Genomic DNA, 25,752 nt, shown 5'->3' with positions numbered 1-25,752 from the left:
GCGTGCTCGTTGTATCGGGAAGGATCAGCGGTCTTTGCGCTTTTGCGAGTCCTTCCAGATGAAAATTCCGAAACCGGCGAAGAAAACAAACATCAATCCGACCGTGACGACGCCAGCGACAACCACATTATCGAAGAACATGTCGGCCTCCATTTGCCTGTGCCTGTCCGATGGATGAACAGTAGCGAATGTGCCGGGAGGGAAAATTGACCGAGGTCAATAGCGCCCTGAGCGGGCGCCGGAGGCGGGTGCAGGCTTGACCTGCATCAAGATTTTCAGCGCTTGCCGGGTTTGCCCTTGGGCTTTTTCTTCGACTTTTTCGCGGAGCCGATCGGCATGGCCTGCTCGAAGGCCTTGCGCACTTCGTTCAGACGCTTGTCATTGAGGTCATGGATGCGGCGGGCGCGCTCGGCGCCGAAATCGATCAGGTTGTCGTCTTGGCTCATGGTCGGGCTCGGAAGGCGGACAGCGGAGCGCTCATCATGAAGGCTCGCGCCGGTGCTGCAAAGTCCTGCATCAGACTTCGATATCCACCAGCAGACCCTGGCGGTTCTCGCCTCCCATCAGCGGGGCGACCGGCACGGTCTGGTCGGCATTGAGGTCATCGCCCGGCAGCGGCAGGTAGGGGTCGTCGCCCTGCTCCTCGGCGGCCTGCTGCCCGCCGTGCTGGCCCTGGCGGCGGCGCTGCTCCTCGCGCAGCAGCACGGCGGCCTGCTCCGGATCGCGGTGCTTGAGGTCGATGGCACCTTCGCTGGAAGACGGCTGGGTGGGCACCACGGGCTTGATGTCCGGGGTCGGCTTGACCGGATCCATTTGCTGGGTGATGGGGGCGGCACTCAGTGGAATCAGCGGTGGCAGCATGGCGATCGGTCTCCTGTCACCCGTTCTATCGGCTCGATGTCTCTATGCTTGAGGCTTGGACCGGCTTCCCCGGGCAATGTTGCACGACGCCCGAAGCGCTCGACGGACGGGGCGACATGTCCGCTCGGCCGCCGGATGGCCGGAAACTTTGGTCTGAAAGGCCGCTATCCGTTAAGATAGCCAGCTTTTTCATGGCGGGAGTCAGGCAGTATGGCGCAGCAGTATCAACCGGGACAACGCTGGATCAGCGACAGCGAAGCCGAGCTGGGTCTGGGTACCGTTCTGGCACAGGATGGCCGCTTGTTGACCGTGCTCTACCCGGCCACTGGCGATACCCGCCAGTACTCCCTGCGCAACGCCCCGCTGACCCGGGTGCGTTTCTCTCCGGGTGACCAGATCACCCATTTCGAGGGCTGGAAACTGACCGTCCGCGAAGTCGAGTCGATCGACGGCGGGCTGCTGGTCTATCACGGTCTCGACGCGCAGAACCAGCCGCGCACCCTGCCGGAAACCCAGCTCTCCAACTTCATCCAGTTCCGTCTGGCCAGCGACCGGCTGTTCGCCGGGCAGATCGACCCGCTGTCCTGGTTCTCCCTGCGCTACAACACCCTGGAGCACACCAGTCGCCAACTGCAATCGTCGCTGTGGGGCCTGGGCGGCGTGCGTGCGCAACCCATCGCGCACCAGTTGCACATCGCCCGTGAAGTGGCCGACCGCATCGCGCCACGGGTTCTCCTGGCCGACGAAGTGGGCCTGGGCAAGACCATCGAGGCCGGCCTGGTGATCCATCGCCAGCTGCTCTCCGGCCGCGCCAGCCGCGTGCTGATCCTGGTCCCGGAAAACCTCCAGCACCAGTGGCTGGTAGAGATGCGCCGCCGCTTCAACCTGCAGGTCGCCCTGTTCGATGCCGATCGCTTCATCGAGAGCGACGCCAGCAACCCGTTCGAAGACGCGCAGCTGGCACTGGTCGCCCTGGAGTGGCTGACCGAGGACGAGAAGGCCCAGGACGCACTGTTCGCCGCCGGCTGGGACCTGCTGGTGGTCGACGAGGCGCATCACCTGGTCTGGCACGAAGACCAGGTCAGCCCTGAATACGCGCTGGTCGAGCAACTCGCCGAAGTCATCCCCGGCGTCCTGCTGCTCACCGCCACCCCGGAACAGCTCGGCCAGGACAGCCACTTCGCCCGTCTGCGCCTGCTCGACCCGAACCGTTTCCACGACCTGGCCGCCTTCCGCGCCGAGAGCGAGCACTATCGCCCGGTGGCCGAAGCGGTCCAGGAACTGCTCGACAATGGCCGCCTGTCGGACAAGGCCCACGCCACCATCCAGGGCTTCCTCGGTGCCGAGGGCGAAGCCCTGCTGGCCGCCGTCAGCGATGGCGACAGCCAGGCCAGCGCCCGCCTGATCCGCGAGCTGCTCGACCGCCACGGCACCGGCCGCGTGCTGTTCCGCAACACCCGCGCAGCCGTCCAGGGCTTCCCGCAGCGTCAGTTGCACGCCTATCCCCTGCCCTGCCCGGACCAGTACATGGAACTGCCGGTAGGCGAACACGCCGACCTGTACCCGGAAGTCAGCTTCCAGGCCCAGGGCGATAGCGATGAAGAAAACCGCTGGTGGCGCTTCGACCCGCGGGTCGACTGGCTGATCGATACCCTGAAGATGCTCAAGCGGGTCAAGGTGCTGGTCATCTGCGCCCACGCCGAAACCGCCATGGACCTGGAAGACGCCCTGCGCGTGCGCTCCGGCATTCCGGCCACGGTGTTCCACGAAGGCATGAGCATCCTTGAGCGCGACCGCGCTGCTGCCTACTTCGCCGACGAGGAATTCGGCGCCCAGGTGCTGATCTGCTCGGAAATCGGCAGTGAAGGCCGTAACTTCCAGTTCGCTCATCATCTGGTGCTGTTCGACCTGCCGGCACACCCGGACCTGCTGGAACAGCGCATCGGCCGTCTCGACCGGATCGGCCAGAAGCACACCATCGAACTGCACGTGCCGCACCTGCAAAACAGCCCGCAGGAACGCCTGTTCCAGTGGTACGACCAGGCGCTCAACGCCTTCCTCGCCACCTGCCCGACCGGCAACGCCCTGCAGCTCCAGTTCGGCCCGCGCCTGCTGCCGCTGCTGGAAGACACCGACGACAGCCAGTGGCAAGCGCTGATCGCCGAGGCCCGTAGCGAGCGCGAGCGCCTCGAATCCGAGCTGCACAGCGGCCGCGACCGCCTGCTGGAACTCAACTCCGGCGGTGCCGGCGAAGGCCAGGCGCTGGTCGAAGCGATCCTCGAACAGGACGACCAGTTCGCCCTGCCGATCTACATGGAAACCCTGTTCGACGCCTTTGGCATCGACAGCGAGGACCATTCGGAAAACGCCCTGATCCTCAAGCCGAGCGAGAAGATGCTCGACGCCAGCTTCCCGCTGGGCGACGACGAAGGCGTGACCATCACCTACGACCGCGACCAGGCCCTGTCCCGCGAGGACATGCAGTTCCTGACCTGGGAGCATCCGATGGTGCAGGGCGGTATGGACCTGGTCCTCAGCGGCTCGATGGGCAACACCGCCGTCGCGCTGATCAAGAACAAGGCGCTCAAGCCGGGCACCGTGCTGCTGGAGCTGCTCTATGTCAGCGAAGTGGTCGCGCCGCGCTCGCTGCAACTGGGTCGCTACCTGCCGCCGGCAGCGCTGCGCTGCCTGCTGGATGCCAATGGCAACGACCTGGCCCCGCGGGTCGCCTTCGAAACCCTCAACGACCAGTTGGAAAGCGTGCCGAAAGCCAGCGCCAACAAGTTCATCCAGGCCCAGCGCGACGTGCTGGCGCCGAAGATCAACGCGGGCGAAGCCAAGGTCATGCCGCGTCATGAAGAGCGCGTGGCCGAGGCGCAACGGCGCCTGGCGGCGGAAACCGATGAAGAGCTGGCGCGCCTGACTGCATTGCAGGCGGTCAACCCGACGGTGCGTGACAGCGAGATCGTGGCGCTGCGCAAACTGCGCGAGGATGGGCTGGCGATGCTGGACAAGGCAGCGCTGCGTCTTGAAGCGATCCGGGTGCTGGTAGCCGGCTAACTCCAGCACACCTTGGACTCTGTGGGAGCTGGCTTGCCAGCGATGACTTTGGTGAATTCACCATCGCAATCGCTGGCAAGCCAGCTCCCACAAGTTTTGCAGTGGTCAATCTCTCTATAGTGCTTCGGCAGCCTTGCCCGCCTCAGCAGCCCCCTCCTCCACCATCCCCGCCTTCATCTTCTCCGCATCCCGGGCAAAGGTCCGCGCCGCCAGCAGCAGGAACACCAGGGTCGCCAGCAAAGCCACCGGGATCAGCCCCATGGCGTTATGCAGCCCCACCGCCTTGAACGCTTCGGTCATCTCGGCGCTGCCCGCCTCAAGCATCGCCACCTGGGCGTAATGATCGGAAAGTGTCCCGACCACCAACGGCCCGAGCCCCCCGCCCAGCAGATACAGCCCGGCAAAGAACAAGGCCATGGCCGTTGCCCGCAGACGCGGCTGCACCACGTCCTGGATCGCGGTGTAGACGCAGGTATAGAAGTTGTAGGCAAACAGCCAGCCGATCCCGAACAGAGCGACGAACACGCCGATCTCGACCCGCCCCAGATACAGCGCCAGGCCCGTGCCCACGGTCGCCACCAGCATGCTGAACGCGCCGAACAGCAAGCGCCCGCCCGGCAGACGCTGGTGGATCTTGTCGGCAACCCAGCCGCCCAGGGTCAGGCCGATCAACCCGGTCACCCCGACGATCACCCCGGTGGCCACTGCCGCCTGCTGCAATGGCAAGGCAAAGAAGCGCTGCAACATCGGCACCATGAACGAGTTGCAGGCATAGGTGGCGAAGTTGTACGCCAGCCCGGCCAGCACCAGCCAGCCGAAGGTAGGAATGCTCAGCACCCGGCGCAGCGGCCGGTCCAACGGCACCTGGGACGAAGCCACCACTTCCGCCGCACCCCGCGCCGGTTCACGGATCATGAACATGAACACCGCCAGCAGCAGCCCCGGCACCGCTGCGATGAAGAACGGCGCGCGCCAGCTACCGAAGTACTGGACCATCGCGCCGATGGTGAAGAATGCCAGCAGCAACCCCAGCGGCAGGCCGAGCATGAAGATGCCCATGGCCCGGGCACGGCGCTCGGCGGGAAACAGGTCGCCGATCAGCGAGTTGGCCGCCGGCGCATAGCTGGCCTCGCCAATCCCCACGCCCATGCGCACCAGAAGGAAACTCCAGAAGCTGCCGACCATGCCGTTGACCGCGGTCAGCCCGCTCCACACGGTCAGGCCCCAACCCATCACCTTGCGCCGCGAACCGGTATCGGCCAGACGCCCCAATGGCAGGCCGGCGATCGCATAGACCAGGGTGAAAGCGGTACCGATCAGGCCGATCTGCATATCGCTCAGGTGCCATTCCAGGCGAATCGGCTCGATGACGATGGCGGGAATGGTGCGATCGAAGAAGTTGAACAGGTTGGCCAGGAACAGCAGGAACAAAATGCGCCAGGCATTGGCCGCTTGGGTAGGGCTGTGCATCGGTCGGTCCCCTCGTTGTTTTTATCGGCGCGTGCTGCACGCCGGACAAAATCTAGAGGGCAATATCCGACCTGTCTGCGATCATCCACGAGATTGATGGCGGGTAATTGTAACCATTTGCAGCGTTATAACCGCTGGCGATTAAGGTCATTACCGAATCATTGAAATCAATCTGCCATTAATGCCGATGGCCCTACTCGGCCTTTCTATACTCAATGCCAAAAGAGTCTCCAGGCGGTTTGGGGACGAGTGCAAACTCGGCTGAACTGAGAGGCGCGCTATGGAATGGCTGCACATGATGCTTGCCGAGCACCCGGCGGGCCATTTTGCTCTGGCGGCGCGGCACAACCCTTGGCTGATCCTCCTCGCCTACCTGGTGATGTGCGCCGGCAGCTTCGCCACCCTGGATATCATCGAACGCATCGGCGACGCCGAGCAGGCCAGTGCCAGGCGGCGCTGGAAGATGCTCGGGGCCTGTTGCCTGGCCTGCAGCGTCTGGGCCATGCACTACATCGGCATGCTCGCCTTCGAAACCTCGCTGGAAGTCCACTACGACATGTTCCTCACCGGCGTGTCGCTGCTGATCATGCTGTTCGCCGCCCTCGGTGCCATGAGCTTTCTCGGCCAGGCCCATCCCGGCACCCGCAACTACACCCTGGCCGCCCTGTGCATCGCTGCCGGCGTGGGGATCATGCATTACACCGGCATGGCCGCCATGCGCAGCAACGCCCAGCAGCATTACGATCCGACCCTGGTGCTGGCTTCGGTGGTGGTGGCGCTGTTCGCCGCGCTGCTGCCGATGCTGATGGCCCGCCATCTGCGCCAGGGCAATGTCACCCATCCGCAACTGTTCAAATACAGCGCCGCCCTGCTCATGGCCGGCGGCATCATCAGCACCCACTACGTCGGCATGCATGCGCTGACCCTGATCCTGCCCGGCGGTGCCTCGCCGCAGATCGTGGTCACCGACAACAGCCTGCAACTGAGCCTGACCATCGCCGTGATCACCCTGCTGATCAGCGGCAGTTGCATCAGTGCGGCGCTGTCGGACAAGAAGCTGCAAAGCAAGGAACAGGACCTGCGCCGGGTCAATACCCTGCTCAGCCAGCTCGACCAGGCCCGGGTCTCCCTGCAACAGGCGGCGCACTACGACGCCCTGACCAACCTGATCAACCGCCGCGGCTTCAACCAGATCTTCGCCGAGCGCCTGGCCGAACGCGTCCAGTTGGGCGGCATGCTCGGGGTGATGTTCCTCGATATCGACCATTTCAAGCGGATCAACGACAGCCTCGGCCACGATGCCGGCGACCAGTTGCTCAAGGCCATTGCCCACCTGATCAGCGCGGCCACCCGCACCCAGGACGTGGTTGCCCGCCTCGGCGGCGACGAGTTCTGCATCCTCTTCAACCTGAACAGCGCCGAAGAAGCCCGTGGCCTGGCCCAGCGCATCCTCAACAAGGTCCGCGAGCCCATCGACCTGGCCGGGCGGCGCATGGTCATGACCACCAGCATCGGCATCAGTCTCTACCCCACCGACGGCAATACCTGCGACGAACTGCTCAAGCACGCCGACCTTGCGCTCTACCAATCCAAGGGTGGCGGGCGCAACAAGGCCAACTTCTTCAGCGACAACCTGAAGACCCGCGCCACCCTGGAACTGCAACTGGAAGAGGAATTGCGCATCGCCCTGCAGGAAGATCGCGGCCTGCGCCTGCATTACCAGCCGATCTACGAACTGGCCAGCGGCAAGGTCAGCAAGCTCGAAGCGCTGGTTCGCTGGCAGCATCCGCAACACGGCCTGCTCAGCCCCGACCGCTTCATCGGCATCGCCGAGACCAACGGCCTGATCGCCGAGCTGGACCTGTGGGTGCTGCGCCGGGCCTGCCAGGACCTGGCGCAACTGAGCCAGCACGGCTTCAGCGAACTGAAGGTGACGGTCAACTGCTCCGCCCTGACCCTGGGCCGCGACGAGCTGGCCAAGGAAGTCGAGGACGCACTGCACGGGGCCGGACTGCCGGCCTGGCGCCTGGAGCTGGAGGTCACCGAGAACGCGTTGATGGCCAATATCCACAGCACCATCGCCCTGCTGCGGCGCATCCGCGAGCAAGGCGTGTCGCTGTCGATCGACGACTTCGGCACCGGCTATTCATCCCTGGCCTACCTCAAGCGCCTGCCCCTGGACACCCTGAAGATCGATCGCTCGTTCATCCAGGATGTCCCTCACTCACGGGCGGACAACAATATCGTCCAGGCCATCATGGTCATGGCCCACACCCTGCACCTGAAGGTCATCACCGAGGGCGTGGAAACCGAAGAGCAGTACGACTTTCTCCAGCGCCTGGGCTGTGACGCCATCCAGGGCTACCTGCTCAGCCGGCCGGTGCCCATGGAAGACCTGCGCGCGGTGCTGGAAAGCCTCAACCATCGCGAAGAACGCCTTATGGCTTGCTGCGATACAGATCAATCAGCGTCGCTGGATCTTTTTCCAGATAGCCCTGACTGCCATGCAGGCGCATCAACTGCGCCGCGAGGCCGCTGACCGGGGTCGCCGAGCCCTGCTCGCGGGAGAATTTCACCGCGGTGTCGAGATCCTTGAGCAAGGTCCGCACATGCCATTTGACCGGTTCGAAGCGGCTTTCGGCCATCTGCGGGGCGAGGATCTGCAACGGCTTCGAATCGGCGAAACCACCGGCCAGGGCCTCGGCGATCAGGCTCGCGTCCACCCCGGACTGCTCCGCCAGGGCCACCACTTCGGCAATCACCAGAGCATTGCAGGCGACGATCATCTGGTTGCAGGCCTTGGTCACCTGCCCCGCGCCCACGCCGCCCATATGGGTAACCCGCTGCCCCAGTGACAACAGCGCCGGACGCACCCGTTCGAGATCCGCCGCCTCGCCACCGACCATGATCGCCAGGGTCCCCGCCTCGGCGCCGGGGGTACCGCCGGACACCGGGGTATCCAGCCAGCCCATTCCAGTCCCGGCCTTCAACTGCGCGGCCATCTCCCGGGTGGCGGTGGGTTCGAGGCTGGAGAAGTCCACCAGCAACTGGCCAGGGCGGGCCTTGCTGGCGATACCGTCGCTGCCGAACACCACCTCACGTACCACCGAAGTGTCGGCCAGGCACAGCATCACCACGTCGGCGGCCTCGCACAGTTCGCCCGGGGTCGCGACCTGACGGGCACCGGCGGCCACCAGGGGTGCGCATTTGTCCGGCGAACGGTTCCACACCGTCAGTTCATGACCCGCCGCCAGCAGGCGACGGCACATGGGCAACCCCATCAGGCCGATACCGGCGAACCCCAGGGACAAAGGCAGTGAATGGCTCATCTACAGCTCCAACAGTTAAAGAAGTTGACGGATCGGACGATTCAGAAAACGGCGCGACAGGAAAACCCCTAGTTTTTATAAGGCAAACCCTGATCGCTTACGCCGGAGACGCACTGATACAGTCGCGAAACTTTCCAGGGATGGCTCAATGATATCGACTGTTGAATAGCCTTCCCCCCAGGCACATGGCGCAAAATGACCTCCAAGAATACTCCTGCCAACGTGATTTCCGAGCTGCTTTCAGCCACCGCGCCCACTTCCTATGGGGCCCGCAGCTATTACAGCCAGCCAACCCTAAGCCCGCAGCAATACCTGTACTTCACCGAACCCGACACCCAGCGCATCCTCGACAACCTCGATGGCCTGCGCGACCTGGTGTTTCCGCCGAGCCTGCATGTCGAGGACGACGCCCAGTTGCGGCTCGACCAGCAGTTCCCCTCGGTGTGCCTGATCGGCCTCGGTCGCTGCGGCTCGAACATCGCCCTGGATGTCGCCGAACTGGTCTACAACGCACGGACCTTCTACCTCAACGAATTCAATAGCGACGACCGCGCCGGCAACGACCCGACCTACAACCCGGCGCGCTGGATCCGCAACAACCTGCGCCTGGTCCAGGCCAAGAGCGCCAAGCCGGTGTTCCTGGTGGAGCCGCTGGTGATGCTCGGCGACCTGGACAAGGACATCGCCGGACGCATCCGTTTCTCGCGCAAGGGCGAGAAAAGCGGCTTCCTGCGCGACTACAGCAAGATGAAGATCATGGACCTGTCCGAGGTCCACGCCGGTGGCGCCGGTAACGCGCCGATCCTCGGCCAGTACCTGGCGAAGATCATCCTCAACAAGGAAACCCACCGTTTCTCCAGTGCCGACTGGAAACTGATCCACTCGTACCTGATCGATTCCTGCGGGATCAAGGCCAACCAGTCGCGGCTGTACTTCTATATCTTCAGCGCCGGCGGCGGTACCGGCTCGGGCATGGCCTCGGAGTTCGGCCTGGCCCAGCAGTTCTCGTACATGAACAAGACCTTCGACACCAAGCCGGCCGACGAGCAGGATGGCGAAGCAGGGCACTCGTTCGTCTTCGAGCCGATCTTCACCAGTGGCATCTGCGTGCTGCCGAACATTTCCGACCACCGCAGCGAAATGTCCGAGGCGTTGCACATCAACGCCGGTCGCCTGCTGTGCAAATACCTGTCGGAAGAATGGGACTTCTCCTACAACTTCGACAATGAAGACAGCAGCGAAGCCAGCGTCATGGGCAGGATCCGCCCGTGGAACGCGATGATGCTGATCTCCAACGACATCATGCGCTACGCCGAAGAAAGCGATGACGGCAACATCCAGAACATCGACGTCAACGCCATGGAGAAGCACGCCAACCAGTACATCTCCCAGCAGATCTTCAACATCCTTACCGCCCAGGCGGTGACCACCGACTACGACCAGAACTACTTCCGGCGCGCCGGCATCGATATCGGCGAGACCATCCGCCTCGATGCCAACGACCTGTTCATGAGCCTGGCCGGCCCGGTGGCGATCGCCTATGCCGAGTCGGTGGTGCCGGAGACCCCTGGGCAGAGTTCGGAAAAAGGCTTCAAGGTGTTCGAGAAGGAGGCGCCGCGGCTGGATATCGACGACCTGTTCTTCCGCTCCATCGACCTGCCGCACTTCAACAAGGACACCCAGGCCATCGAAGGCATCAGCCTGCTGCCGATCGAATCCAAGCGCTACCGCGCGGCCCTGGAGCAGTACCGCAGTTCCGGCTGCGACGCCGCGGCGCTGCATGACCTGCACTTCTTCAAGAACTGCTCGTCGGTGGTGTCGATCGTCTCCCTGCCCAAGGACTACAAGCTGTCCTACATGGACCTGAACCGGCTCAAGACTCACCTCAACAGCCTGTTCCCCAACACCACGCTGAAGCGCTATGCCCTGGTGATCGGCGCCTCGGCCAACCTGTCGCTGACCACCCTGATCGCCAAGAGCCCGTGCCTGTCGGACGACTTCCTGACCCTGATCGTGGCCTTTATCAAGCGCTGCTTCGCCAAGACGCCCTACCGCTTCGACGACACCCTGGACAACGCGATCCTCGAATTCATCATGCAAGAGGACTTCGAGGAGGAACGCATCGACGAGTTGCTCAGCGAATTCGAAAACCCGGCGAAGATCCTCGATACCAACTGGTATGCGATCAAACCGATGTACGAGAAGAAATATCGCGAACTGATCAACGACAAGAGCAAGTTCGTCTCGATCAACGATATTCGCTTGTCGCGGGAGTGCGTGAAGAAAGCGGTGAAATACTTGCGCGAGATTTATCGCCACCGTATCGGCAAGACCAAGGTCATTTCCCTTAATAGCCATACCGGCAAAGTCGACTATTGAGTCCGATTGTCGAACAAGAAGGGCGACCATCAGGGTCGCCCTTCTTGTTCATGCCCATTTCCATTCTTGGTAACTGTTACCGCACCCAAGTGGCTCACCAGGCACTGTTACCAACCGTCACCCTGCCTGATTGACCTCGCGCACCAAAATGGACTCGCTGTGCGTTTTTACGCACCGTTTTTGCACCAGCTCAGACCGACGGCCGAACCTGAATCACGATGAACGGTTGTACCACTACCGCCCAGATCTCTGGCTCGCGGCTCTGAAGGTCGAGGGCCTGCTCCGAACTGACCGGCCCGACAGTGCCAGCATCACGCCACTGCGCGAAGGTTTCACTGCGGTTTTCCGCCATCGCCTGTGCGACTTCGATCAGGTCCAGGGACGGGTCGACCCAAATCAGGTCACCCTTTGCCCAAAAACGCTCCAGGGCTTTCCACTCGATTACCGCCGTCTCGCCGAGCAATTTGGCATAGAGGGTGCTTGGTTCATCAGTCATGGGTTTCACCAAAAATAATCAGGTCACTTGAAAGGCCGGTATTTTTGCAGAAAAACCCAGTTTCAAATAAGTAATTGGTCGACAGGTTCAAGGAAGCCAAACGTTTCCGGGAACTTCCGGACATTCAGAAGACGCTTTTTTGTAACTTTATGTCGATCAGGCGACACCCCCGGTTTTTGCTTCGGCGGGCCTGCTTTTCAAGCGATCAAGCAGCGCTCTACACTGTACCGGTACAGTTGCCAGGGCATTCACCGGGGATGAAACCGGAAAGCGGGCCGCGATACGGCGTAGCCGTACCGGGTCTGTCGGGTCCTCTGCCATGGCGCAAGGACGATAAAAATTACAACAGAATGAGTGGAGCACTATGAGTAAAGTTTCCAAGCTGTTCGCCGCGATGGTTCTGGCCGGCGTCGCCAGCCATTCCTTCGCCGCCGATACCATCAAGATCGGCATCGCCGGCCCGAAGACCGGTCCGGTGACGCAATACGGTGACATGCAGTTCATCGGTGCCAAGCAAGCCATCAAGGACATCAACGCCGCTGGCGGTGTCGACGGCAAGATGCTCGAAGCCAAGGAATACGACGACGCCTGCGACCCTAAACAGGCCGTGGCAGTCGCCAACAAAGTGGTCAACGACGGCGTCAAGTTCGTCATCGGCCACCTCTGCTCCAGCTCCACCCAGCCAGCGTCCGACATCTACGAAGACGAAGGCGTGATCATGATCACCCCGGCTGCCACCAGCCCGGAAATCACCGCGCGCGGCTACAAGCTGATCTTCCGCACCATCGGCCTGGACAGCGCCCAGGGCCCTGCCGCCGGCAACTACATCGCCGACCACGTCAAGCCGAAGGTCGTCGCGGTCCTGCACGACAAGCAGCAGTACGGTGAAGGCATCGCCACCGCGGTCAAGTCGACCCTGGAAGGCAAAGGCACCAAGGTTGCCGTCTTCGAAGGCCTGAACGCTGGTGACAAGGACTTCTCCTCGATCATCCAGAAGCTCAAGCAGAACAACGTCGACTTCGTCTACTACGGCGGCTACCACCCGGAGCTGGGCCTGATCCTGCGCCAGGCGAAGGAAAAAGGCCTGAACGCCAAGTTCATGGGTCCGGAAGGCGTCGGCAACGACTCCATCTCGCAGATCGCCCAGAACGCTTCCGAAGGCCTGCTGGTAACCCTGCCGAAGTCCTTCGACGCCGATCCTGAGAACAAGAAGATCGTCGACGCCATCAAGGCCGACGGCAAGGATCCAAGCGGTCCGTTCGTGTTCCCGGCCTACTCGGCTGTCGAGCTGATCGCCCAGGGCATCAAGAAAGCCGGTAGCGAAGACACCGACAAGGTGGCCGCGGCCATCCACGCCGGCACCTTCAAGACCCCGACCGGCGAACTGTCCTACGACGAAAAAGGCGACCTGAAGGACTTCAAGTTCGTTGTCTACGAATGGCATTTCGGCAAACCGAAAACCGAAGTTTCCCCTCAGTAACACCGTCTGATACATGACCGAAAAGCCCACTGTGCGAGCAGTGGGCTTTGTTTTACGAGGTTCATGGACCTGTTTCCCGCGATCCGGGATCAGGTTCACCTGAAAATCTTAAAACCGTCACCAGCGGTTCCCTGGCAACGCATGCGCCGAAGTGGCCCAAGACCGCAAGGCCATGCCGGGTACCCACCCGCCAGCGAAATGCATATTCAGGTTTTTAGGAGCGCTGTAATGCCTGAGATCTATCACTTCTTCCAACAGCTGGTTAATGGCCTGACCATTGGCAGCACCTATGCCTTGATAGCCATTGGCTACACAATGGTTTACGGCATCATTGGAATGATCAACTTCGCCCACGGCGAGGTGTACATGATTGGTTCCTACGTGGCCTTCATCGTCCTTGCCGGACTGGCCATGATGGGTATCCACTCGCTGCCGCTGCTGATGACCGCCGCGTTCATCGCGACGATCGTCGTTACCAGTGCCTACGGCTACAGTATCGAACGGGTCGCCTACCGGCCGTTGCGCAACAGCAACCGCCTGATCCCGCTGATCTCCGCCATCGGCATGTCGATTTTCCTGCAGAACACCGTACTGCTTTCCCAGGACTCCAAGGACAAATCCATTCCCAACCTGATTCCGGGGAGCATCTCCTTCGGCCCGGGTGGCGCGGAAGAAGTCCTGATTTCCTACATGCAGATCCTGGTCTTCGTGGTCACCCTGATCGCCATGACCGGCCTCACCCTGTTCATCTCCCGCTCGCGTCTGGGCCGGGCCTGCCGGGCCTGCGCCGAAGACATCAAGATGGCCAACCTGCTGGGGATCAACACCAACAACATCATCGCCCTGACCTTCGTCATCGGTGCCGCCCTGGCGGCCGTGGCTGCAGTGCTGCTGAGCATGCAGTACGGCGTGATCAACCCCAACGCCGGCTTCCTGGTGGGCCTGAAGGCCTTCACCGCGGCAGTCCTCGGCGGCATCGGCAGCATTCCGGGCGCCATGCTCGGTGGCCTGGTGCTGGGTGTGGCCGAAGCCTTCGGCGCTGACATCTTCGGCGACCAGTACAAGGACGTCGTGGCGTTCGGCCTGCTGGTACTCGTTCTGTTGTTCCGTCCGACCGGCATCCTCGGCCGTCCGGAGGTTGAGAAAGTATGAACAGACATCTCAAATCGGCGTTCTTCAGCGCCCTGCTGGTCTGGGCCGTGGCTTTCCCGGTTCTCGGCCTGAAACTCAGCATCGTCGGCATCAACCTGGAAGTGCACGGCCAGGGCCCCTTCACCCTCGGCGTGATCGCCCTGTGTTCGGTGCTGATGTTCCTGCGTGTGCTGTTCGACAAGCAGTGGAGCGCGGTCATGCGCTCGCGCAGCGGCGGTCCGTTGATTCCGCCAAAGGTCGGCAACTGGCTGACCCTGCCGAAGACCCAGCGCTACATCATCATCGGCCTGATCGTCGCGGCCCTGATCTGGCCGTTCTTCGGCTCCCGCGGCGCGGTCGACATCGCCACCCTGATCCTGATCTACGTCCTGCTCGGCCTCGGCCTGAACATCGTGGTCGGCCTGGCTGGCCTGCTCGACCTCGGCTACGTCGGCTTCTATGCCGTCGGCGCCTACAGCTACGCGATGCTGTCGCACTACTTCGGCCTGAGCTTCTGGGTCTGCCTGCCGATCGCCGGCCTGATGGCTGCCACCTTCGGCTTCCTGCTGGGCTTCCCGGTGCTGCGCCTGCGCGGTGACTACCTGGCCATCGTGACCCTCGGCTTCGGTGAGATCATCCGCCTGTTCCTGCGCAACCTGACCGAATGGACCGGCGGCCCCAACGGCATCAGCAACATCGAGAAGCCGACCTTCTTCGGCCTGACCTTCGAACGCAAGGCCGCCGAAGGGATGCAGACCTTCCACGAGTTCTTCGGGCTGGAATACAACTCGATCAACAAGGTGATCTTCCTCTACCTGGTGGCCCTGCTCCTCGCCCTGCTGGCGCTGTTCGTCATCAACCGCCTGCTGCGCATGCCGATCGGGCGTGCCTGGGAAGCGCTGCGTGAAGACGAGATCGCCTGCCGTGCTCTGGGCCTGAACCCCACCGTGATCAAGCTTTCGGCATTCACCCTGGGTGCCTGCTTCGCCGGTTTCGCCGGCAGCTTCTTCGCCGCTCGCCAGGGTCTGGTGACCCCGGAATCCTTCACCTTCATCGAATCGGCGATCATCCTCGCCATCGTCGTCCTCGGCGGCATGGGCTCGCAACTGGGCGTGATCCTCGCGGCCATCGTGATGATCCTGCTGCCCGAACTGATGCGTGACTTCAGCGAGTACCGCATGCTGATGTTCGGCGCCCTGATGGTGTTGATGATGATCTGGCGTCCGCAGGGCCTGCTGCCTATGCAACGTCCACATATGGAGCTGCGTCGATGAGCCGCGAAATTCTGCAAGTCAGCGGCCTGAGCATGCGCTTCGGCGGCTTGTTGGCGGTCAACGGCGTAGGCCTGACCGTCAAGGAAAAACAGGTGGTTGCCCTGATCGGCCCGAACGGCGCCGGCAAGACCACGGTGTTCAACTGCCTGACCGGCTTCTACAAGCCCAGCGGCGGCACCATCCTCCTGGATGGCCAGCCGATCCAGGGCCTGGCCGGCCATCAGATCGCCCGCAAGGGTGTGGTGCGGACCTTCCAGAACGTGCGCCTGTTCAAGGAAATGACCGCGCTGGAAAACCTGCTGATCGCCCAGCACCGCCACCTCAACACCAACTTCTTCGCCGGTCTGTTCAAGACCCCGGCCTTCCGCCGCAGCGAGCGCGAAGCCATGGAGCGCGCCCAGTACTGGCTGGAAAAGGTCAACCTGACCGAGTTCGCCAACCGTACCGCCGGGACCCTGGCCTACGGTCAGCAACGCCGCCTGGAAATCGCCCGCTGCATGATGACCCAACCGCGGATCATCATGCTCGACGAGCCCGCCGCCGGCCTCAACCCCAAGGAAACCGAGGACCTCAAGGCGCTGATCGGCTACCTGCGCGAGTCGCACAACGTCACGGTGCTGCTGATCGAGCACGACATGAAACTGGTCATGAGCATTTCCGACCATATCGTGGTGATCAACCAGGGCACGCCCCTGGCCGACGGCACGCCGGAACAGATCCGCGACAACCCTGATGTGATCAAAGCCTACCTGGGGGAAGCGTAAATGCTGCAGTTCAAAGACGTTTCCACCTTCTATGGCAAGATCCAGGCACTGCACTCGGTCAACGTGGAAATCAACCAGGGCGAGATCGTCACCCTGATCGGCGCCAACGGTGCCGGCAAGTCGACCTTGCTGATGACTCTCTGCGGCTCGCCGCAGGCCCATAGCGGCAGCATCAAGTACCTGGGCGAAGAGCTGGTCGGCCAGCCGTCGTCGCACATCATGCGCAAGAGCATCGCCGTGGTTCCGGAAGGCCGCCGCGTGTTCTCGCGCCTGACCGTCGAGGAAAACCTGGCCATGGGCGGGTTCTTCACCGACAAGGGCGACTATCAGGCGCAACTGGACAAGGTCCTGCAGCTCTTCCCGCGTCTCAAGGAGCGCTACAGTCAGCGCGGCGGCACCATGTCCGGCGGCGAGCAGCAAATGCTCGCCATCGGTCGCGCGCTGATGAGCAAGCCCAAGCTGCTGCTGCTCGACGAGCCGTCGCTGGGCCTGGCGCCGATCATCATCCAGCAGATCTTCGACATCATCGAACAACTGCGCCGCGATGGCGTGACGGTGTTCCTGGTGGAACAGAACGCCAACCAGGCGCTGAAGATCGCCGACCGGGCCTATGTTCTGGAGAACGGGCACGTGGTGATGCAAGGCACGGGTGAAGCGCTCCTGACCGATCCGAAGGTACGCGACGCCTACCTCGGCGGTTGATCCAAAAAAGGGCCGAATGGCCCTTTTTTCATATCAGGGTCAAAGCCTGTCGTCGCCCGGCACATATTCGAAAGCTGCATCCTCAGCCGGTGTGCTTGGCAGGTTGAGCTTGATCAGCGGAAGCATGATTCCAGTCTTGCCCAGGAAATTACGCCGGTCCTTTATCGCACTCTCCAACCCTTTGGCATCCGTGTAGAAGAACGCCTCGATCGGCAATGTCTTGCCTAGCCCGCTTCCCCATGTTTTCAACACCAGTTCATTGTGCTGAGTGAATCGCTTGTCACTGGGCGCCCCCATGCTCCGGGCCTTCAATCCTGAATAGAAGGCCGGTCCGGCGAGAATATTGCGATCATCACGAACGTTGAACGAACATAACCGGCTATTGCTTTGATTCTGGGCGCTATAGAGGCTGAGCCATTGTTCGGCAGTGGTTATGTCCTGATCTTCGCATGGCCTGCTGGAGGCATTGTTGTCGGAGTAAATACCACAGCGTTCGCCTGAGCGGTTATCCGAATATCCATCGATCGGGAAAAGACAAAGCACATCGGGGTCGAGCTTGTCGGCTGGCGCGCCGAAGATCGAATAAAGGATGTACCCATTGCCAAGATGCCAGGCAAGTCTTGAAAACTTGCTGTCCTTGCGCAGGTAGCTGAAGGATTGTCCACCCAGTTCTATCGAATTGGGACTGGGATCCCAGGAGTCATAGTCGGGGCTGTAGGTGGTGATTCGCAGGATCACGCCAGAGCAGAGGAACGCAGGCTTGGAAAGTGATCCGCAGTTCCCGCGGGTGTCCGCATAACGTGCGTTCAACTTTTCAGCTACAGATTGGCCGCTGTAAATCGCCGAACCATAGCGTTCTAAAGGTCCCTCGGCTGTTTGGCAGGCCACAAGTAGAAAACTCAGTAACAGGCAAAGTCCCATCCTCATAATTGCCTCCAAGCTCATTCGAATAGCGCTGGAACACGAAACAACCTGCGGAGGAGAATAAGCCTCGATTTCTCGCTGAAACAACTGATAAAAATATCAGGTCCCTTGCAAGGCCCGATAATCAATACGCCCTGCCCAACCCCGACGAACTTCACTTGTTATCTCTTGGATACGCCGGTAATTTCGCGGGTTTTCGACTGAAGTGACACCGGAGTTTCGCCATGTCTTTCACCCGTACATTCCTGGTTGCTTTCTTGCTGCCGCTGTTCGCCGGCTGTCAGTTGCTCGCCGACCAGCCGGAAACCACCAGCGTCTCCACCGCCGGCATGACCCGCCTGCAAGGCGAGCTCAGCGCCGCCAACGGCCAGTTGCTGTTCAAACCCTGCAGCGAAAGCCGCCGCTTCGTGATCCAGGACAGCGGCAACACCGGCCTGCTCCAGGAAGCTGCCACCCTCGCCGCCACCCCGGGCGTGCTGTTCGCCGACCTGCGCGGCACCCTCTCTGCGACCAAAAGCAACGGCGCCGACGGCCAGTTCAACGTGCACCAGCTGTACCGCGTCGATCACTCGGCCAGCGCCTGCAGCGACCCCAACTTCAAGCGCCTGACCCTACGCGCCGCCGGGCACGAACCGTTCTGGAACCTCAATGTCAGTGGCCAGGGCATGGTCCTCAATCGCCCCGAACAGCCACCGCTGGCCCTGCCCTATCTGGAAGAGCAGATGCCTGGCGGCGGCATCAGCGTGAGCAGCGAGGCCAATGGGCAGAAGGTCGAGCTGTGGCTGGCTCCGCAACGCTGCGTCGACAGCGCTACCGGGGGGGTGAGCCATCTGACTGCGCAACTGCGCATCGATGGACAGACCATGCAGGGCTGCGGCTACTACGGTGGGTCGCGCAACGACTGACCACCGGCCCCCATTCAATCCGCCTCCCCAGCCGGCGAAACCTTTATACTCCCCCGTTTGTATAAAGCCGCCGGCCCCTCCCATGGCCGGGATACTGGACCCTGTCATGCTACGAATCACCGAACTGAAGCTGCCGCTGGATCATTCCGACGAGGCCCTGCGCGAAGCCATCGTGCAGCGCCTGGACATCGCCGATGCCGATCTGCTCGACTTCACCATCTTCAAGCGCAGCTACGACGCGCGGAAGAAGAACACCGAACTGCTGTTCATCTACGCCATCGACCTGAATGTCCGCGACGAAGCCGCGGTGCTGGCCAGGTTCGCCGACGACCATAACGTCGGCATCGCCCCGGACGTCAGCTACAAGCCGGTAGGCGTGGCCCCCGAGGGCGGCCTGGCCGAGCGGCCGATCGTGGTCGGCTTCGGCCCCTGCGGGATCTTCGCCGGGCTGATCCTGGCCCAGGCCGGCCTGCGTCCGATCGTGCTGGAACGCGGCAAGGAAGTGCGCCAGCGCACCAAGGACACCTGGGGCCTGTGGCGCAAGAGCGTGCTCAACCCCGAGTCCAACGTGCAGTTCGGCGAAGGCGGCGCCGGGACCTTCTCCGACGGCAAGCTGTACAGCCAGATCAAGGACCCGAAACACTACGGCCGCAAGGTTCTGCACGAGTTCGTCAAGGCCGGCGCGCCGGACGAGATTCTCTACGTCAGCAAACCGCACATCGGCACCTTCCGCCTGACCGGCATGGTCGAGAACATCCGCGAGGAAATCATCGCCCTGGGCGGTGAAGTGCGCTTCGAGCACAAGGTCACCGACCTGCTGATGGAAGACGGCCAGCTCAACGGCGTGGTGCTGCACAACGGTGAAGAGCTGCATTCGCGCCATGTGGTCCTGGCCCTCGGCCACAGTGCCCGCGACACCTTCCGCATGCTCCACGGCAAGGGCGTGTTCATGGAGGCCAAGCCGTTCTCCATCGGTTTCCGCATCGAGCACCCGCAATCGCTGATCGACAAGGCACGCCTGGGCAAGTACGCCGGCCATCCGAAACTTGGCGCCGCCGACTACAAGCTCGTGCATCACGCCAAGAACGGTCGCTCGGTGTACAGCTTCTGCATGTGCCCGGGCGGTACCGTGGTCGCGGCCACCAGCGAACCAGGTCGTGTCGTCACCAACGGCATGAGCCAGTACTCGCGTAACGAGCGCAATGCCAACTCCGGCATCGTCGTCGGCATTACCCCGGAGCAGGATTACCCGGGCGGCCCGCTGGCCGGTATCGAGCTGCAGGAGCGCCTGGAAGAGCTCGCCTATGTACTGGGTGGCAGCAACTACCAGGCACCGGCGCAGTTGGTCGGCGATTTCGTTGCAGGACGTCCGTCCACCGCCCTGGGCAGCGTCGAACCGTCGTACAAGCCGGGCATCAACCTCGGCGACCTGGCGCCGAGCCTGCCGGACTTCGCCATCGAGGCGCTGCGCGAAGCGATCCCGGCCTTCGACCGGCAGATCAAGGGCTACAGCCTGCACGACGCGGTGCTGACCGGGATCGAAACCCGCACCTCGTCGCCGCTGCGCATCACCCGTGACGAGACGCTGCAGAGCCTGAACCTGAAGGGCCTGTTCCCCGCAGGTGAAGGGGCGGGTTATGCCGGGGGGATTCTCTCGGCCGGGGTCGATGGCATTCGCATCGCCGAAGCCGTGGCCAGGAGCATGCTCGGGATTTCCGAGTAGGGTTCAAGGGCCTCATCGCTGGCAATGCCAGCTCCCACAGGTACTGTGCATGCAGATCCTTGTGGGAGCCGGCGTTGCCGGCGATGAGGCCGTCAGCAACACCACGGAACCTCAGATCCCTTCGCGCAACACCGTCTCCGGCAACGCCTGCCCCTGCTCCACACACCCCGCCACCGCCTTGATCAACGGCTCCAGCACATACCCCTGCTGTCCCAACCACTGCTCATCGTAGTAAGTGGTCGCATAGCGCTCGCCGCTATCACAGAGGATCGCTACGATCGACCCCGACTCCCCTGCCGCCTGCATATGCAGCGCCGCCTGCAAGGCACCGACCAGATTGGTCCCGCTCGACCCGCCAACCCTCCGCCCCAGACGCCTTGCCAGATAGTGCATGGCCGCCAGGGACAGTGCATCCGGCACCTTGACCATGGCGTCGATCACCGCCGGCAAGAACGAAGCCTCGACCCGCGGCCGGCCGATCCCTTCGACCCGCGACCCACAATCCAGACGCAGCGAGCGGTCACCGGTTCGATAACAATCGAAGAACACCGAACGCTCGGCATCAGCGCACAGCACCCGGGTCGCATGGCGGCGATAACGGACATAGCGGCCCAGGGTCGCCGTGGTACCACCGGTCCCCGGGCTGGAAATCAGCCAGGCCGGCTCGGCATGCCGCTCGAAGTGCATCTGGCTGAAGATCGACTCGGCGATATTGTTGTTGGCCCGCCAGTCGGTGGCGCGCTCGGCGTAGGTGAACTGGTCCATGAAATGCCCACCGCTCTCCCGCGCCAGACGCTCGGATTCGGCGTAGATCTGCGTCGGGTCCTGCACCAGGTGCGGCTTGCCACCATAGAACTCGATCTGCGCGATTTTCTCCCGCGACGTGGTCGCCGGCATCACCGCAATAAAGGGCAGGCCAAGCAGACGGGCGAAGTACGCCTCGGAAATCGCCGTCGAACCGCTGGATGCCTCGATCACCGGTGCACCAGGGCGCAGCCAGCCATTGCACAGGGCATAGAGAAACAGCGAGCGCGCCAGACGATGCTTGAGGCTGCCGGTGGGGTGGCTGGATTCGTCCTTGAAATACAGGTCGATCTGCGGGAAGCCAGGCATGGGCAAGGGAATCAGATGGGTATCGGCGCTGCGCTGGAAATCGGCCTCGATGATGCGGATCGCTTCACGGACCCAGGTGCGGTGATGATTCATGAACAGTTCCCAAAGGTAGAAAGCAAACGACGCCAGGAGCGGCTAACGTCCATTTAGGCAGATTCCTACACCACTGCCAGAAAAGCCCGATAGACAAGAAAGTCCTGAAACAGCTTATAACAAAAAAGAATATTATTATCTTTTTAAGGAATATCACAACCGGTTAGGGTGTTCGACCTTTTTGCCAACCCGATGGAGGAGCTACCTTGCCTCTTCGTAGCACATTCACCCGCTTCTTCCAGCTCGAGGCCGCCAGCGGTCTGCTGCTGATCGCCGCCGCAGTACTGGCCCTGATCGTCAACAACTCACCACTGTCCTGGCTGTACAACGGACTGCTGGAAGTCCCGGTCGCCGTGCAGATCGGCGCGCTGAGCATCGCCAAGCCACTGCTGCTGTGGATCAACGACGGGCTGATGGCCCTGTTCTTCCTGCTGATCGGCCTGGAGGTCAAGCGCGAACTGGTCGAAGGCCATCTGTCCAAGCCCTCCCAGGTGGTCCTGCCCGGCGCTGCCGCACTGGGCGGCATGCTGGTACCGGCGCTGATCTACTGGTTCCTCAACCGCGACAACCCCGCCGCCATCGCCGGCTGGGCCATCCCCACCGCCACCGACATCGCCTTTGCCCTCGGCGTGCTGGCCCTGCTCGGCAAGCGCGTACCGGTTTCGCTCAAGCTGTTCCTGATGACCCTGGCCATCATCGACGACCTCGGCGCGATCATCATCATCGCCCTGTTCTACTCCGGCGCCCTGTCGACGATTTCGCTGATGCTGGCGGCAGCCTGCATCGCCGCATTGGTCGCGATGAACCGCTTCGGCGTGGTCAAGCTCGGGCCCTACCTGGTGGTCGGGCTGATCCTCTGGGTCTGCGTGCTGAAAAGCGGCGTGCACGCCACCCTGGCCGGGGTCACCCTGGCCCTGTGCATTCCGCTGCGCACGCGCAACGCCGAGAGCTCACCGCTGCTTAGCCTGGAACACGCCCTGCACCCCTGGGTGGCCTACGGCATCCTGCCGCTGTTCGCCTTTGCCAACGCCGGCGTGTCGCTGGCCGGGGTGACCCTGGAAAGCTTCACCCACGCCGTGCCCCTGGGCATCGCCGCCGGCCTGCTGCTGGGCAAGGCCATCGGTGTATTCGGCCTGACCTGGATGGCGGTCAAGCTGGGTCTGGCCGCCCTGCCCGCTGGCGCCAACTGGGGGCAGATCCTCGGCGTGGCGATCCTCTGCGGCATCGGCTTCACCATGAGCCTGTTCGTCGGTTCCCTGGCCTTCGTGCCCGGGGTCAGCGAATACGTAGGCATGGACCGCATGGGCATTCTCACCGGCTCGTTCCTTGCGGCGATCATCGGTTATGCCATCACCGCCCTCTCCAGCCCGAAGCAGGCTGCCAACGGATAACCGGCAGGCAATAAAAAACCCCGAGTGGCGCAAGCCAGCTCGGGGTTTTCTTTGTCGCCAGTTCAGTGAGTGACGCGACTGGTGCCATCGACCGTCATGATCCGCACGCGCTCGCCGACCCGGAAAATCTCGTTTTCCTGAACCTGCTGCACATAGGCACGCATACTGCCGTCGTCTTCACGCACGGTAATTTCCACGCCCTGGGTACGGGTCAGGCCTTCTTCGGCGGCAGAACCTGCCAGGCCACCAGCAACGGCACCGATCACCGCAGTGATGATGCTGCCGCGACCACCACCGATGGCACTACCGGCAACCCCACCGACGATCGCACCGGCGCCACCGCCGATCGGCGTCTTGGTGCCCTCGATCTTGACCGGACGCAGGGATTCGATGGTACCCATGCGTACGGTCTGCACACGCCGCGCCTCGTCACGGGAATAGGAGTCGCCGGACAGGTTCGAGGCACAACCGCCCAGCAGCAGCGACATCGTGGCGAACGATGCAACCAGCAGTACAGATTTACGCATAGGAATTATCTCCTTAAGACAGGTGCTCATTAGACTGCGCGCGTTGACGACTGTCACGACATGCAACAGATAAAATTGCTTCCATTCAGCTTCGGTACAGACAGCGCACCCCGAACGGGTCGCAAGACTTGGCTTACAGGATAGACATGGATTACTTGATCATCGCCATCACCACCCTCGCCGGCCTGTATTTCCACGCGTGGCTATACGTACGGATCAGGCGCTGGACGGACCGCGACCTGGCCTTGTCGTTCGCCGGAAAGGACCAGGACAAGCGCGCGTTCATGCTGCAAAGGCTGGATGCCGCAAGGGCACAGAAGGTCAAGCGCAAGGAATTGGCGGCCTGGCTGGAGCGCGAGGCCGCCGGGTACAACGCGGGTTAAGGCGCCAGTCGCTCGCGCGACCAGTTGCCCTCTTGCAAGCGGTAGTTCAAGCGGTCATGCAGGCGGCTGGCACGCCCCTGCCAGAACTCGATGCGCTCCGGCAGCAGACGATAGCCACCCCAGTGCTCGGGGCAATGCGGCTGGGTGTCACTGAAACGCTGCTCGGTAGCCTTGAGCAGGTCTTCCAGTTCACCACGATCAGCGATCACCCGACTCTGCGGCGAGGCCCAGGCCCCCAGGCGACTGCCCAGCGGACGCACCTGGAAATAGGCGTCCGACTCTTGAGGCGACACCTTCACCACCCGCCCCTCGATCCGCACCTGACGCTCCAGCGCCGGCCAGAAAAAGGTCATGGCGGCGAACGGATTGGCCTGCAGATGCTGGCCCTTGGCACTTTCGTAGTTGGTGAAGAAGGTAAAACCCTGCTCGTCCAGGCCCTTGAGCAACAGGACCCGGCAATGCGGCCGGCCGTCGGCATCGACGGTGGCCAGGGTCATGGCGTTGGCTTCCACCGGGGCCTGCTCGGTTTTCACCGCATCGGCGAACCATTGGTGGAACAGGGCGAACGGCTCGGCCGGGGCCTGGGCTTCGGCCAGGCCGTCACGGGTGTAGTCACGGCGCATATCTGCCAGTGTCTGGGTCATCTACAGCGTTCCTTGAGGATCAGTTGGTCTTCGCAGGGCTGTTGTTGGCTGCCACCTTCTTGGCGGCAGGCTCGGCTTTTTTCGCAGCCGGTTTGGCTGGAGCCGCTTTTTTCGAGGCTGCGGCCGCTTTCGCCGGAGCCGCTTTCTTCGCGGTAGTGGCCTTGGCCGGCGCTTTGGCAGCGGCCTTGGCGGCCGGTTTTGCCGCAGGCTTGGCAGCGGCGGCCGGCTTGGCATCCTGTACCGCGACCAGCTCGGCCGGGCTTGGGGTCGGCTGCTGGTACTTGGCAACCAGCGCAACCATGGTGGCTTGCGGGGTCAGGATCATTTCCACGCGGCGGTTCAGCGAACGGCCCTGGGCACTGTCGTTGGCCGCACGCGGAGCGACCGAGCCCATACCGCGCAGGTTCAGGCGATCACGCTGCAGGCCGCTGAGACGAAAGATCGCCGAGACCGATGCAGCACGCTCCAGGCTGAGTTTCTGGTTGGCGGCGGCGGCACCGCTGCTGTCGGCATGGCCGAGGATCAGCACGGCGGTTTTCTGGTCGGTTTCGATCAGCTTGGCGACCTTGGTGATCGGGCCGAGGCTGATCGGCAGGAGCATGGCCGGACGGTCCGGGTTGTAGCCGCTGTCCACCGGCAGGGTCACTACCAGCACGTCCTCACGGCGCTCCAGTTCCAGCTTGCTGTCCTTGATCGCTTCGCGCACGCGCGGTTCGTAGCTGTCCAGCCAGGCCTGGGTGGCCTTGACGTCGATCTTCGGTACGGCGGCGGTCTTTTCCGCAGCCTTGTCGTCGCTGCCACTGAACGGCCACCACCAGCTACCACCTTCGGATTTGGCGTCGGCCTTGGCCTCGGACTTGGCCACCTTCTCCTGTACCGCTTCCTTCACTTCCTGATCGGCCACCTTGTCCGAGCCGAAGGGCCACCAGCCGTGGCCGCTGTCCGCGGCATCTTTCTGCGGGTTCTGGGCGCAGCCGGTGATGGCCAGGCACAGGGCAAGAGCTAAGGTTTTATGTGAAGACATCAGCGATACACCATGAAAATGAAAGAAAAATACAAATGAACTGGTTGCAGAATAGCCAACGGCGCCCCTGAGTACAGAG

Annotated in this window: 23 protein-coding genes; 12 read left to right on the top strand and 11 right to left on the bottom strand. The window is 62.5% G+C overall.

Features of this window, described 5'->3' with window-relative positions; translation table 11 throughout:
- Window positions 1-24: 24 nt before the first annotated feature.
- From ccoM to ACODSK_RS13785, 3 genes are all read right to left on the bottom strand, one after another.
- The gene (ccoM, locus tag ACODSK_RS13795; protein ID WP_489016769.1) at window positions 25-141 is read right to left on the bottom strand and encodes a cytochrome c oxidase subunit CcoM; all 117 of its coding nucleotides are present in this window, start codon (window positions 139-141) and stop codon (window positions 25-27) included.
- A 134-nt stretch (window positions 142-275) separates the two neighbouring features.
- Complete coding sequence (locus tag ACODSK_RS13790; protein WP_489016768.1) at window positions 276-446, bottom strand: hypothetical protein; 171 nt, start codon at window positions 444-446, stop codon at window positions 276-278.
- Window positions 447-516: 70 nt separating this feature from the next.
- Window positions 517-861: an aspartate-semialdehyde dehydrogenase gene (locus ACODSK_RS13785; RefSeq protein WP_489016766.1), complete on the bottom strand. Its 345-nt coding sequence runs from the start codon at window positions 859-861 to the stop codon at window positions 517-519.
- A 210-nt stretch (window positions 862-1,071) separates the two neighbouring features.
- Here ACODSK_RS13785 and rapA point away from each other — a divergent pair, with 210 nt between their 5' ends.
- Window positions 1,072-3,921, top strand: coding sequence for an RNA polymerase-associated protein RapA (gene rapA, locus ACODSK_RS13780; protein ID WP_489016764.1), 2,850 nt, complete (start codon window positions 1,072-1,074; stop codon window positions 3,919-3,921).
- 114 nt (window positions 3,922-4,035) lie between these two features.
- Here the strand turns inward: rapA and ACODSK_RS13775 are convergent, their stop codons facing one another.
- Window positions 4,036-5,391 (bottom strand): spinster family MFS transporter, encoded by a 1,356-nt coding sequence (locus ACODSK_RS13775; RefSeq protein ID WP_489016762.1) that lies wholly within the window; start codon window positions 5,389-5,391, stop codon window positions 4,036-4,038.
- A gap of 280 nt (window positions 5,392-5,671) precedes the next feature.
- Here ACODSK_RS13775 and ACODSK_RS13770 point away from each other — a divergent pair, with 280 nt between their 5' ends.
- On the top strand, window positions 5,672-7,930 hold the full coding sequence (locus tag ACODSK_RS13770) for a putative bifunctional diguanylate cyclase/phosphodiesterase (protein WP_489016760.1): 2,259 nt from the start codon (window positions 5,672-5,674) through the stop codon (window positions 7,928-7,930).
- Here the strand turns inward: ACODSK_RS13770 and ACODSK_RS13765 are convergent.
- Complete coding sequence (locus tag ACODSK_RS13765; protein ID WP_489016759.1) at window positions 7,830-8,720, bottom strand: NAD(P)-dependent oxidoreductase; 891 nt, start codon at window positions 8,718-8,720, stop codon at window positions 7,830-7,832. The two genes, ACODSK_RS13770 and ACODSK_RS13765, sit on opposite strands and share 101 nt — an antisense overlap.
- Before the next feature lie 195 nt (window positions 8,721-8,915).
- Between ACODSK_RS13765 and ACODSK_RS13760 the strand changes: the two genes are divergently transcribed.
- Window positions 8,916-11,099 carry a hypothetical protein gene (locus tag ACODSK_RS13760; RefSeq protein WP_489016758.1) on the top strand — a complete coding sequence of 728 codons (2,184 nt, stop codon included), beginning with the start codon at window positions 8,916-8,918 and terminating at the stop codon, window positions 11,097-11,099.
- Between the two features lie 190 nt (window positions 11,100-11,289).
- Here ACODSK_RS13760 and ACODSK_RS13755 read toward each other — a convergent pair whose 3' ends face one another.
- Window positions 11,290-11,595 carry a DUF2288 domain-containing protein gene (locus tag ACODSK_RS13755; protein ID WP_489016756.1) on the bottom strand — a complete coding sequence of 102 codons (306 nt, stop codon included), beginning with the start codon at window positions 11,593-11,595 and terminating at the stop codon, window positions 11,290-11,292.
- A 364-nt stretch (window positions 11,596-11,959) separates the two neighbouring features.
- Between ACODSK_RS13755 and ACODSK_RS13750 the strand changes: the two genes are divergently transcribed.
- From ACODSK_RS13750 to ACODSK_RS13730, 5 genes are all read left to right on the top strand, one after another.
- Window positions 11,960-13,075, top strand: coding sequence for a branched-chain amino acid ABC transporter substrate-binding protein (locus tag ACODSK_RS13750; protein WP_489016755.1), 1,116 nt, complete (start codon window positions 11,960-11,962; stop codon window positions 13,073-13,075).
- Between the two features lie 228 nt (window positions 13,076-13,303).
- Window positions 13,304-14,227 carry a high-affinity branched-chain amino acid ABC transporter permease LivH gene (gene livH, locus ACODSK_RS13745; RefSeq protein ID WP_075804495.1) on the top strand — a complete coding sequence of 308 codons (924 nt, stop codon included), beginning with the start codon at window positions 13,304-13,306 and terminating at the stop codon, window positions 14,225-14,227.
- The gene (locus tag ACODSK_RS13740) at window positions 14,224-15,480 is read left to right on the top strand and encodes a high-affinity branched-chain amino acid ABC transporter permease LivM (protein WP_489016753.1); all 1,257 of its coding nucleotides are present in this window, start codon (window positions 14,224-14,226) and stop codon (window positions 15,478-15,480) included. The genes livH and ACODSK_RS13740 overlap by 4 nt, the downstream gene beginning before the upstream one ends.
- Window positions 15,477-16,244, top strand: coding sequence for a high-affinity branched-chain amino acid ABC transporter ATP-binding protein LivG (livG, locus tag ACODSK_RS13735; RefSeq protein ID WP_489016751.1), 768 nt, complete (start codon window positions 15,477-15,479; stop codon window positions 16,242-16,244). The genes ACODSK_RS13740 and livG overlap by 4 nt, the downstream gene beginning before the upstream one ends.
- Complete coding sequence (locus ACODSK_RS13730; protein WP_489016749.1) at window positions 16,245-16,946, top strand: ABC transporter ATP-binding protein; 702 nt, start codon at window positions 16,245-16,247, stop codon at window positions 16,944-16,946.
- A 39-nt stretch (window positions 16,947-16,985) separates the two neighbouring features.
- Here ACODSK_RS13730 and ACODSK_RS13725 read toward each other — a convergent pair whose 3' ends face one another.
- Window positions 16,986-17,873, bottom strand: coding sequence for a halovibrin HvnA (locus tag ACODSK_RS13725; RefSeq protein WP_489016748.1), 888 nt, complete (start codon window positions 17,871-17,873; stop codon window positions 16,986-16,988).
- A 221-nt stretch (window positions 17,874-18,094) separates the two neighbouring features.
- On the opposite strand from ACODSK_RS13725, the gene ACODSK_RS13720 reads away from it, so the two are divergent.
- Entirely contained in the window at window positions 18,095-18,775 is a 681-nt protein-coding gene (locus ACODSK_RS13720) for a COG3650 family protein (RefSeq protein WP_489016746.1), read from the top strand.
- Between the two features lie 106 nt (window positions 18,776-18,881).
- Window positions 18,882-20,498 carry an NAD(P)/FAD-dependent oxidoreductase gene (locus tag ACODSK_RS13715; RefSeq protein ID WP_489016745.1) on the top strand — a complete coding sequence of 539 codons (1,617 nt, stop codon included), beginning with the start codon at window positions 18,882-18,884 and terminating at the stop codon, window positions 20,496-20,498.
- Window positions 20,499-20,609: 111 nt separating this feature from the next.
- Here ACODSK_RS13715 and ACODSK_RS13710 read toward each other — a convergent pair whose 3' ends face one another.
- Window positions 20,610-21,704, bottom strand: coding sequence for a PLP-dependent cysteine synthase family protein (locus tag ACODSK_RS13710; RefSeq protein WP_489016743.1), 1,095 nt, complete (start codon window positions 21,702-21,704; stop codon window positions 20,610-20,612).
- A 206-nt stretch (window positions 21,705-21,910) separates the two neighbouring features.
- Between ACODSK_RS13710 and nhaA the strand changes: the two genes are divergently transcribed.
- Window positions 21,911-23,095 (top strand): Na+/H+ antiporter NhaA, encoded by a 1,185-nt coding sequence (gene nhaA, locus ACODSK_RS13705; RefSeq protein ID WP_489016742.1) that lies wholly within the window; start codon window positions 21,911-21,913, stop codon window positions 23,093-23,095.
- Window positions 23,096-23,157: 62 nt separating this feature from the next.
- Here the strand turns inward: nhaA and ACODSK_RS13700 are convergent, their stop codons facing one another.
- Complete coding sequence (locus ACODSK_RS13700; RefSeq protein ID WP_489016740.1) at window positions 23,158-23,622, bottom strand: outer membrane lipoprotein; 465 nt, start codon at window positions 23,620-23,622, stop codon at window positions 23,158-23,160.
- A gap of 146 nt (window positions 23,623-23,768) precedes the next feature.
- Between ACODSK_RS13700 and ACODSK_RS13695 the strand changes: the two genes are divergently transcribed.
- The gene (locus tag ACODSK_RS13695; protein WP_489016738.1) at window positions 23,769-24,005 is read left to right on the top strand and encodes a hypothetical protein; all 237 of its coding nucleotides are present in this window, start codon (window positions 23,769-23,771) and stop codon (window positions 24,003-24,005) included.
- On the opposite strand, the gene pdxH is transcribed toward ACODSK_RS13695, so the two are convergent.
- A complete protein-coding gene (gene pdxH / locus ACODSK_RS13690) occupies window positions 24,002-24,649 on the bottom strand; it encodes a pyridoxamine 5'-phosphate oxidase (protein WP_489016736.1) in 648 nt (215 codons plus the stop codon). The genes ACODSK_RS13695 and pdxH overlap by 4 nt on opposite strands.
- A gap of 19 nt (window positions 24,650-24,668) precedes the next feature.
- Window positions 24,669-25,673 (bottom strand): OmpA family protein, encoded by a 1,005-nt coding sequence (locus ACODSK_RS13685; protein ID WP_489016734.1) that lies wholly within the window; start codon window positions 25,671-25,673, stop codon window positions 24,669-24,671.
- Window positions 25,674-25,752 lie beyond the last annotated feature (79 nt).

It is taken from the genome of Pseudomonas sp. FG98 (assembly GCF_057808595.1).
Note: the sequence above shows the minus strand (reverse complement) of the source record. Positions and strands in the feature narration are given on the sequence as shown.

Coding starts and splice junctions, on each gene's coding strand:
- ccoM (WP_489016769.1), bottom strand. CDS start 141: ATGTTCTTCGATAATGTGGTTGTCGCTGGCGTCGTCACGGTCGGATTG.
- ACODSK_RS13790 (WP_489016768.1), bottom strand. CDS start 446: ATGAGCCAAGACGACAACCTGATCGATTTCGGCGCCGAGCGCGCCCGC.
- ACODSK_RS13785 (WP_489016766.1), bottom strand. CDS start 861: ATGCTGCCACCGCTGATTCCACTGAGTGCCGCCCCCATCACCCAGCAA.
- rapA (WP_489016764.1), top strand. CDS start 1,072: ATGGCGCAGCAGTATCAACCGGGACAACGCTGGATCAGCGACAGCGAA.
- ACODSK_RS13775 (WP_489016762.1), bottom strand. CDS start 5,391: ATGCACAGCCCTACCCAAGCGGCCAATGCCTGGCGCATTTTGTTCCTG.
- ACODSK_RS13770 (WP_489016760.1), top strand. CDS start 5,672: ATGGAATGGCTGCACATGATGCTTGCCGAGCACCCGGCGGGCCATTTT.
- ACODSK_RS13765 (WP_489016759.1), bottom strand. CDS start 8,720: ATGAGCCATTCACTGCCTTTGTCCCTGGGGTTCGCCGGTATCGGCCTG.
- ACODSK_RS13760 (WP_489016758.1), top strand. CDS start 8,916: ATGACCTCCAAGAATACTCCTGCCAACGTGATTTCCGAGCTGCTTTCA.
- ACODSK_RS13755 (WP_489016756.1), bottom strand. CDS start 11,595: ATGACTGATGAACCAAGCACCCTCTATGCCAAATTGCTCGGCGAGACG.
- ACODSK_RS13750 (WP_489016755.1), top strand. CDS start 11,960: ATGAGTAAAGTTTCCAAGCTGTTCGCCGCGATGGTTCTGGCCGGCGTC.
- livH (WP_075804495.1), top strand. CDS start 13,304: ATGCCTGAGATCTATCACTTCTTCCAACAGCTGGTTAATGGCCTGACC.
- ACODSK_RS13740 (WP_489016753.1), top strand. CDS start 14,224: ATGAACAGACATCTCAAATCGGCGTTCTTCAGCGCCCTGCTGGTCTGG.
- livG (WP_489016751.1), top strand. CDS start 15,477: ATGAGCCGCGAAATTCTGCAAGTCAGCGGCCTGAGCATGCGCTTCGGC.
- ACODSK_RS13730 (WP_489016749.1), top strand. CDS start 16,245: ATGCTGCAGTTCAAAGACGTTTCCACCTTCTATGGCAAGATCCAGGCA.
- ACODSK_RS13725 (WP_489016748.1), bottom strand. CDS start 17,873: ATGAGGATGGGACTTTGCCTGTTACTGAGTTTTCTACTTGTGGCCTGC.
- ACODSK_RS13720 (WP_489016746.1), top strand. CDS start 18,095: ATGTCTTTCACCCGTACATTCCTGGTTGCTTTCTTGCTGCCGCTGTTC.
- ACODSK_RS13715 (WP_489016745.1), top strand. CDS start 18,882: ATGCTACGAATCACCGAACTGAAGCTGCCGCTGGATCATTCCGACGAG.
- ACODSK_RS13710 (WP_489016743.1), bottom strand. CDS start 21,704: ATGAATCATCACCGCACCTGGGTCCGTGAAGCGATCCGCATCATCGAG.
- ACODSK_RS13700 (WP_489016740.1), bottom strand. CDS start 23,622: ATGCGTAAATCTGTACTGCTGGTTGCATCGTTCGCCACGATGTCGCTG.
- ACODSK_RS13695 (WP_489016738.1), top strand. CDS start 23,769: ATGGATTACTTGATCATCGCCATCACCACCCTCGCCGGCCTGTATTTC.
- pdxH (WP_489016736.1), bottom strand. CDS start 24,649: ATGACCCAGACACTGGCAGATATGCGCCGTGACTACACCCGTGACGGC.
- ACODSK_RS13685 (WP_489016734.1), bottom strand. CDS start 25,673: ATGTCTTCACATAAAACCTTAGCTCTTGCCCTGTGCCTGGCCATCACC.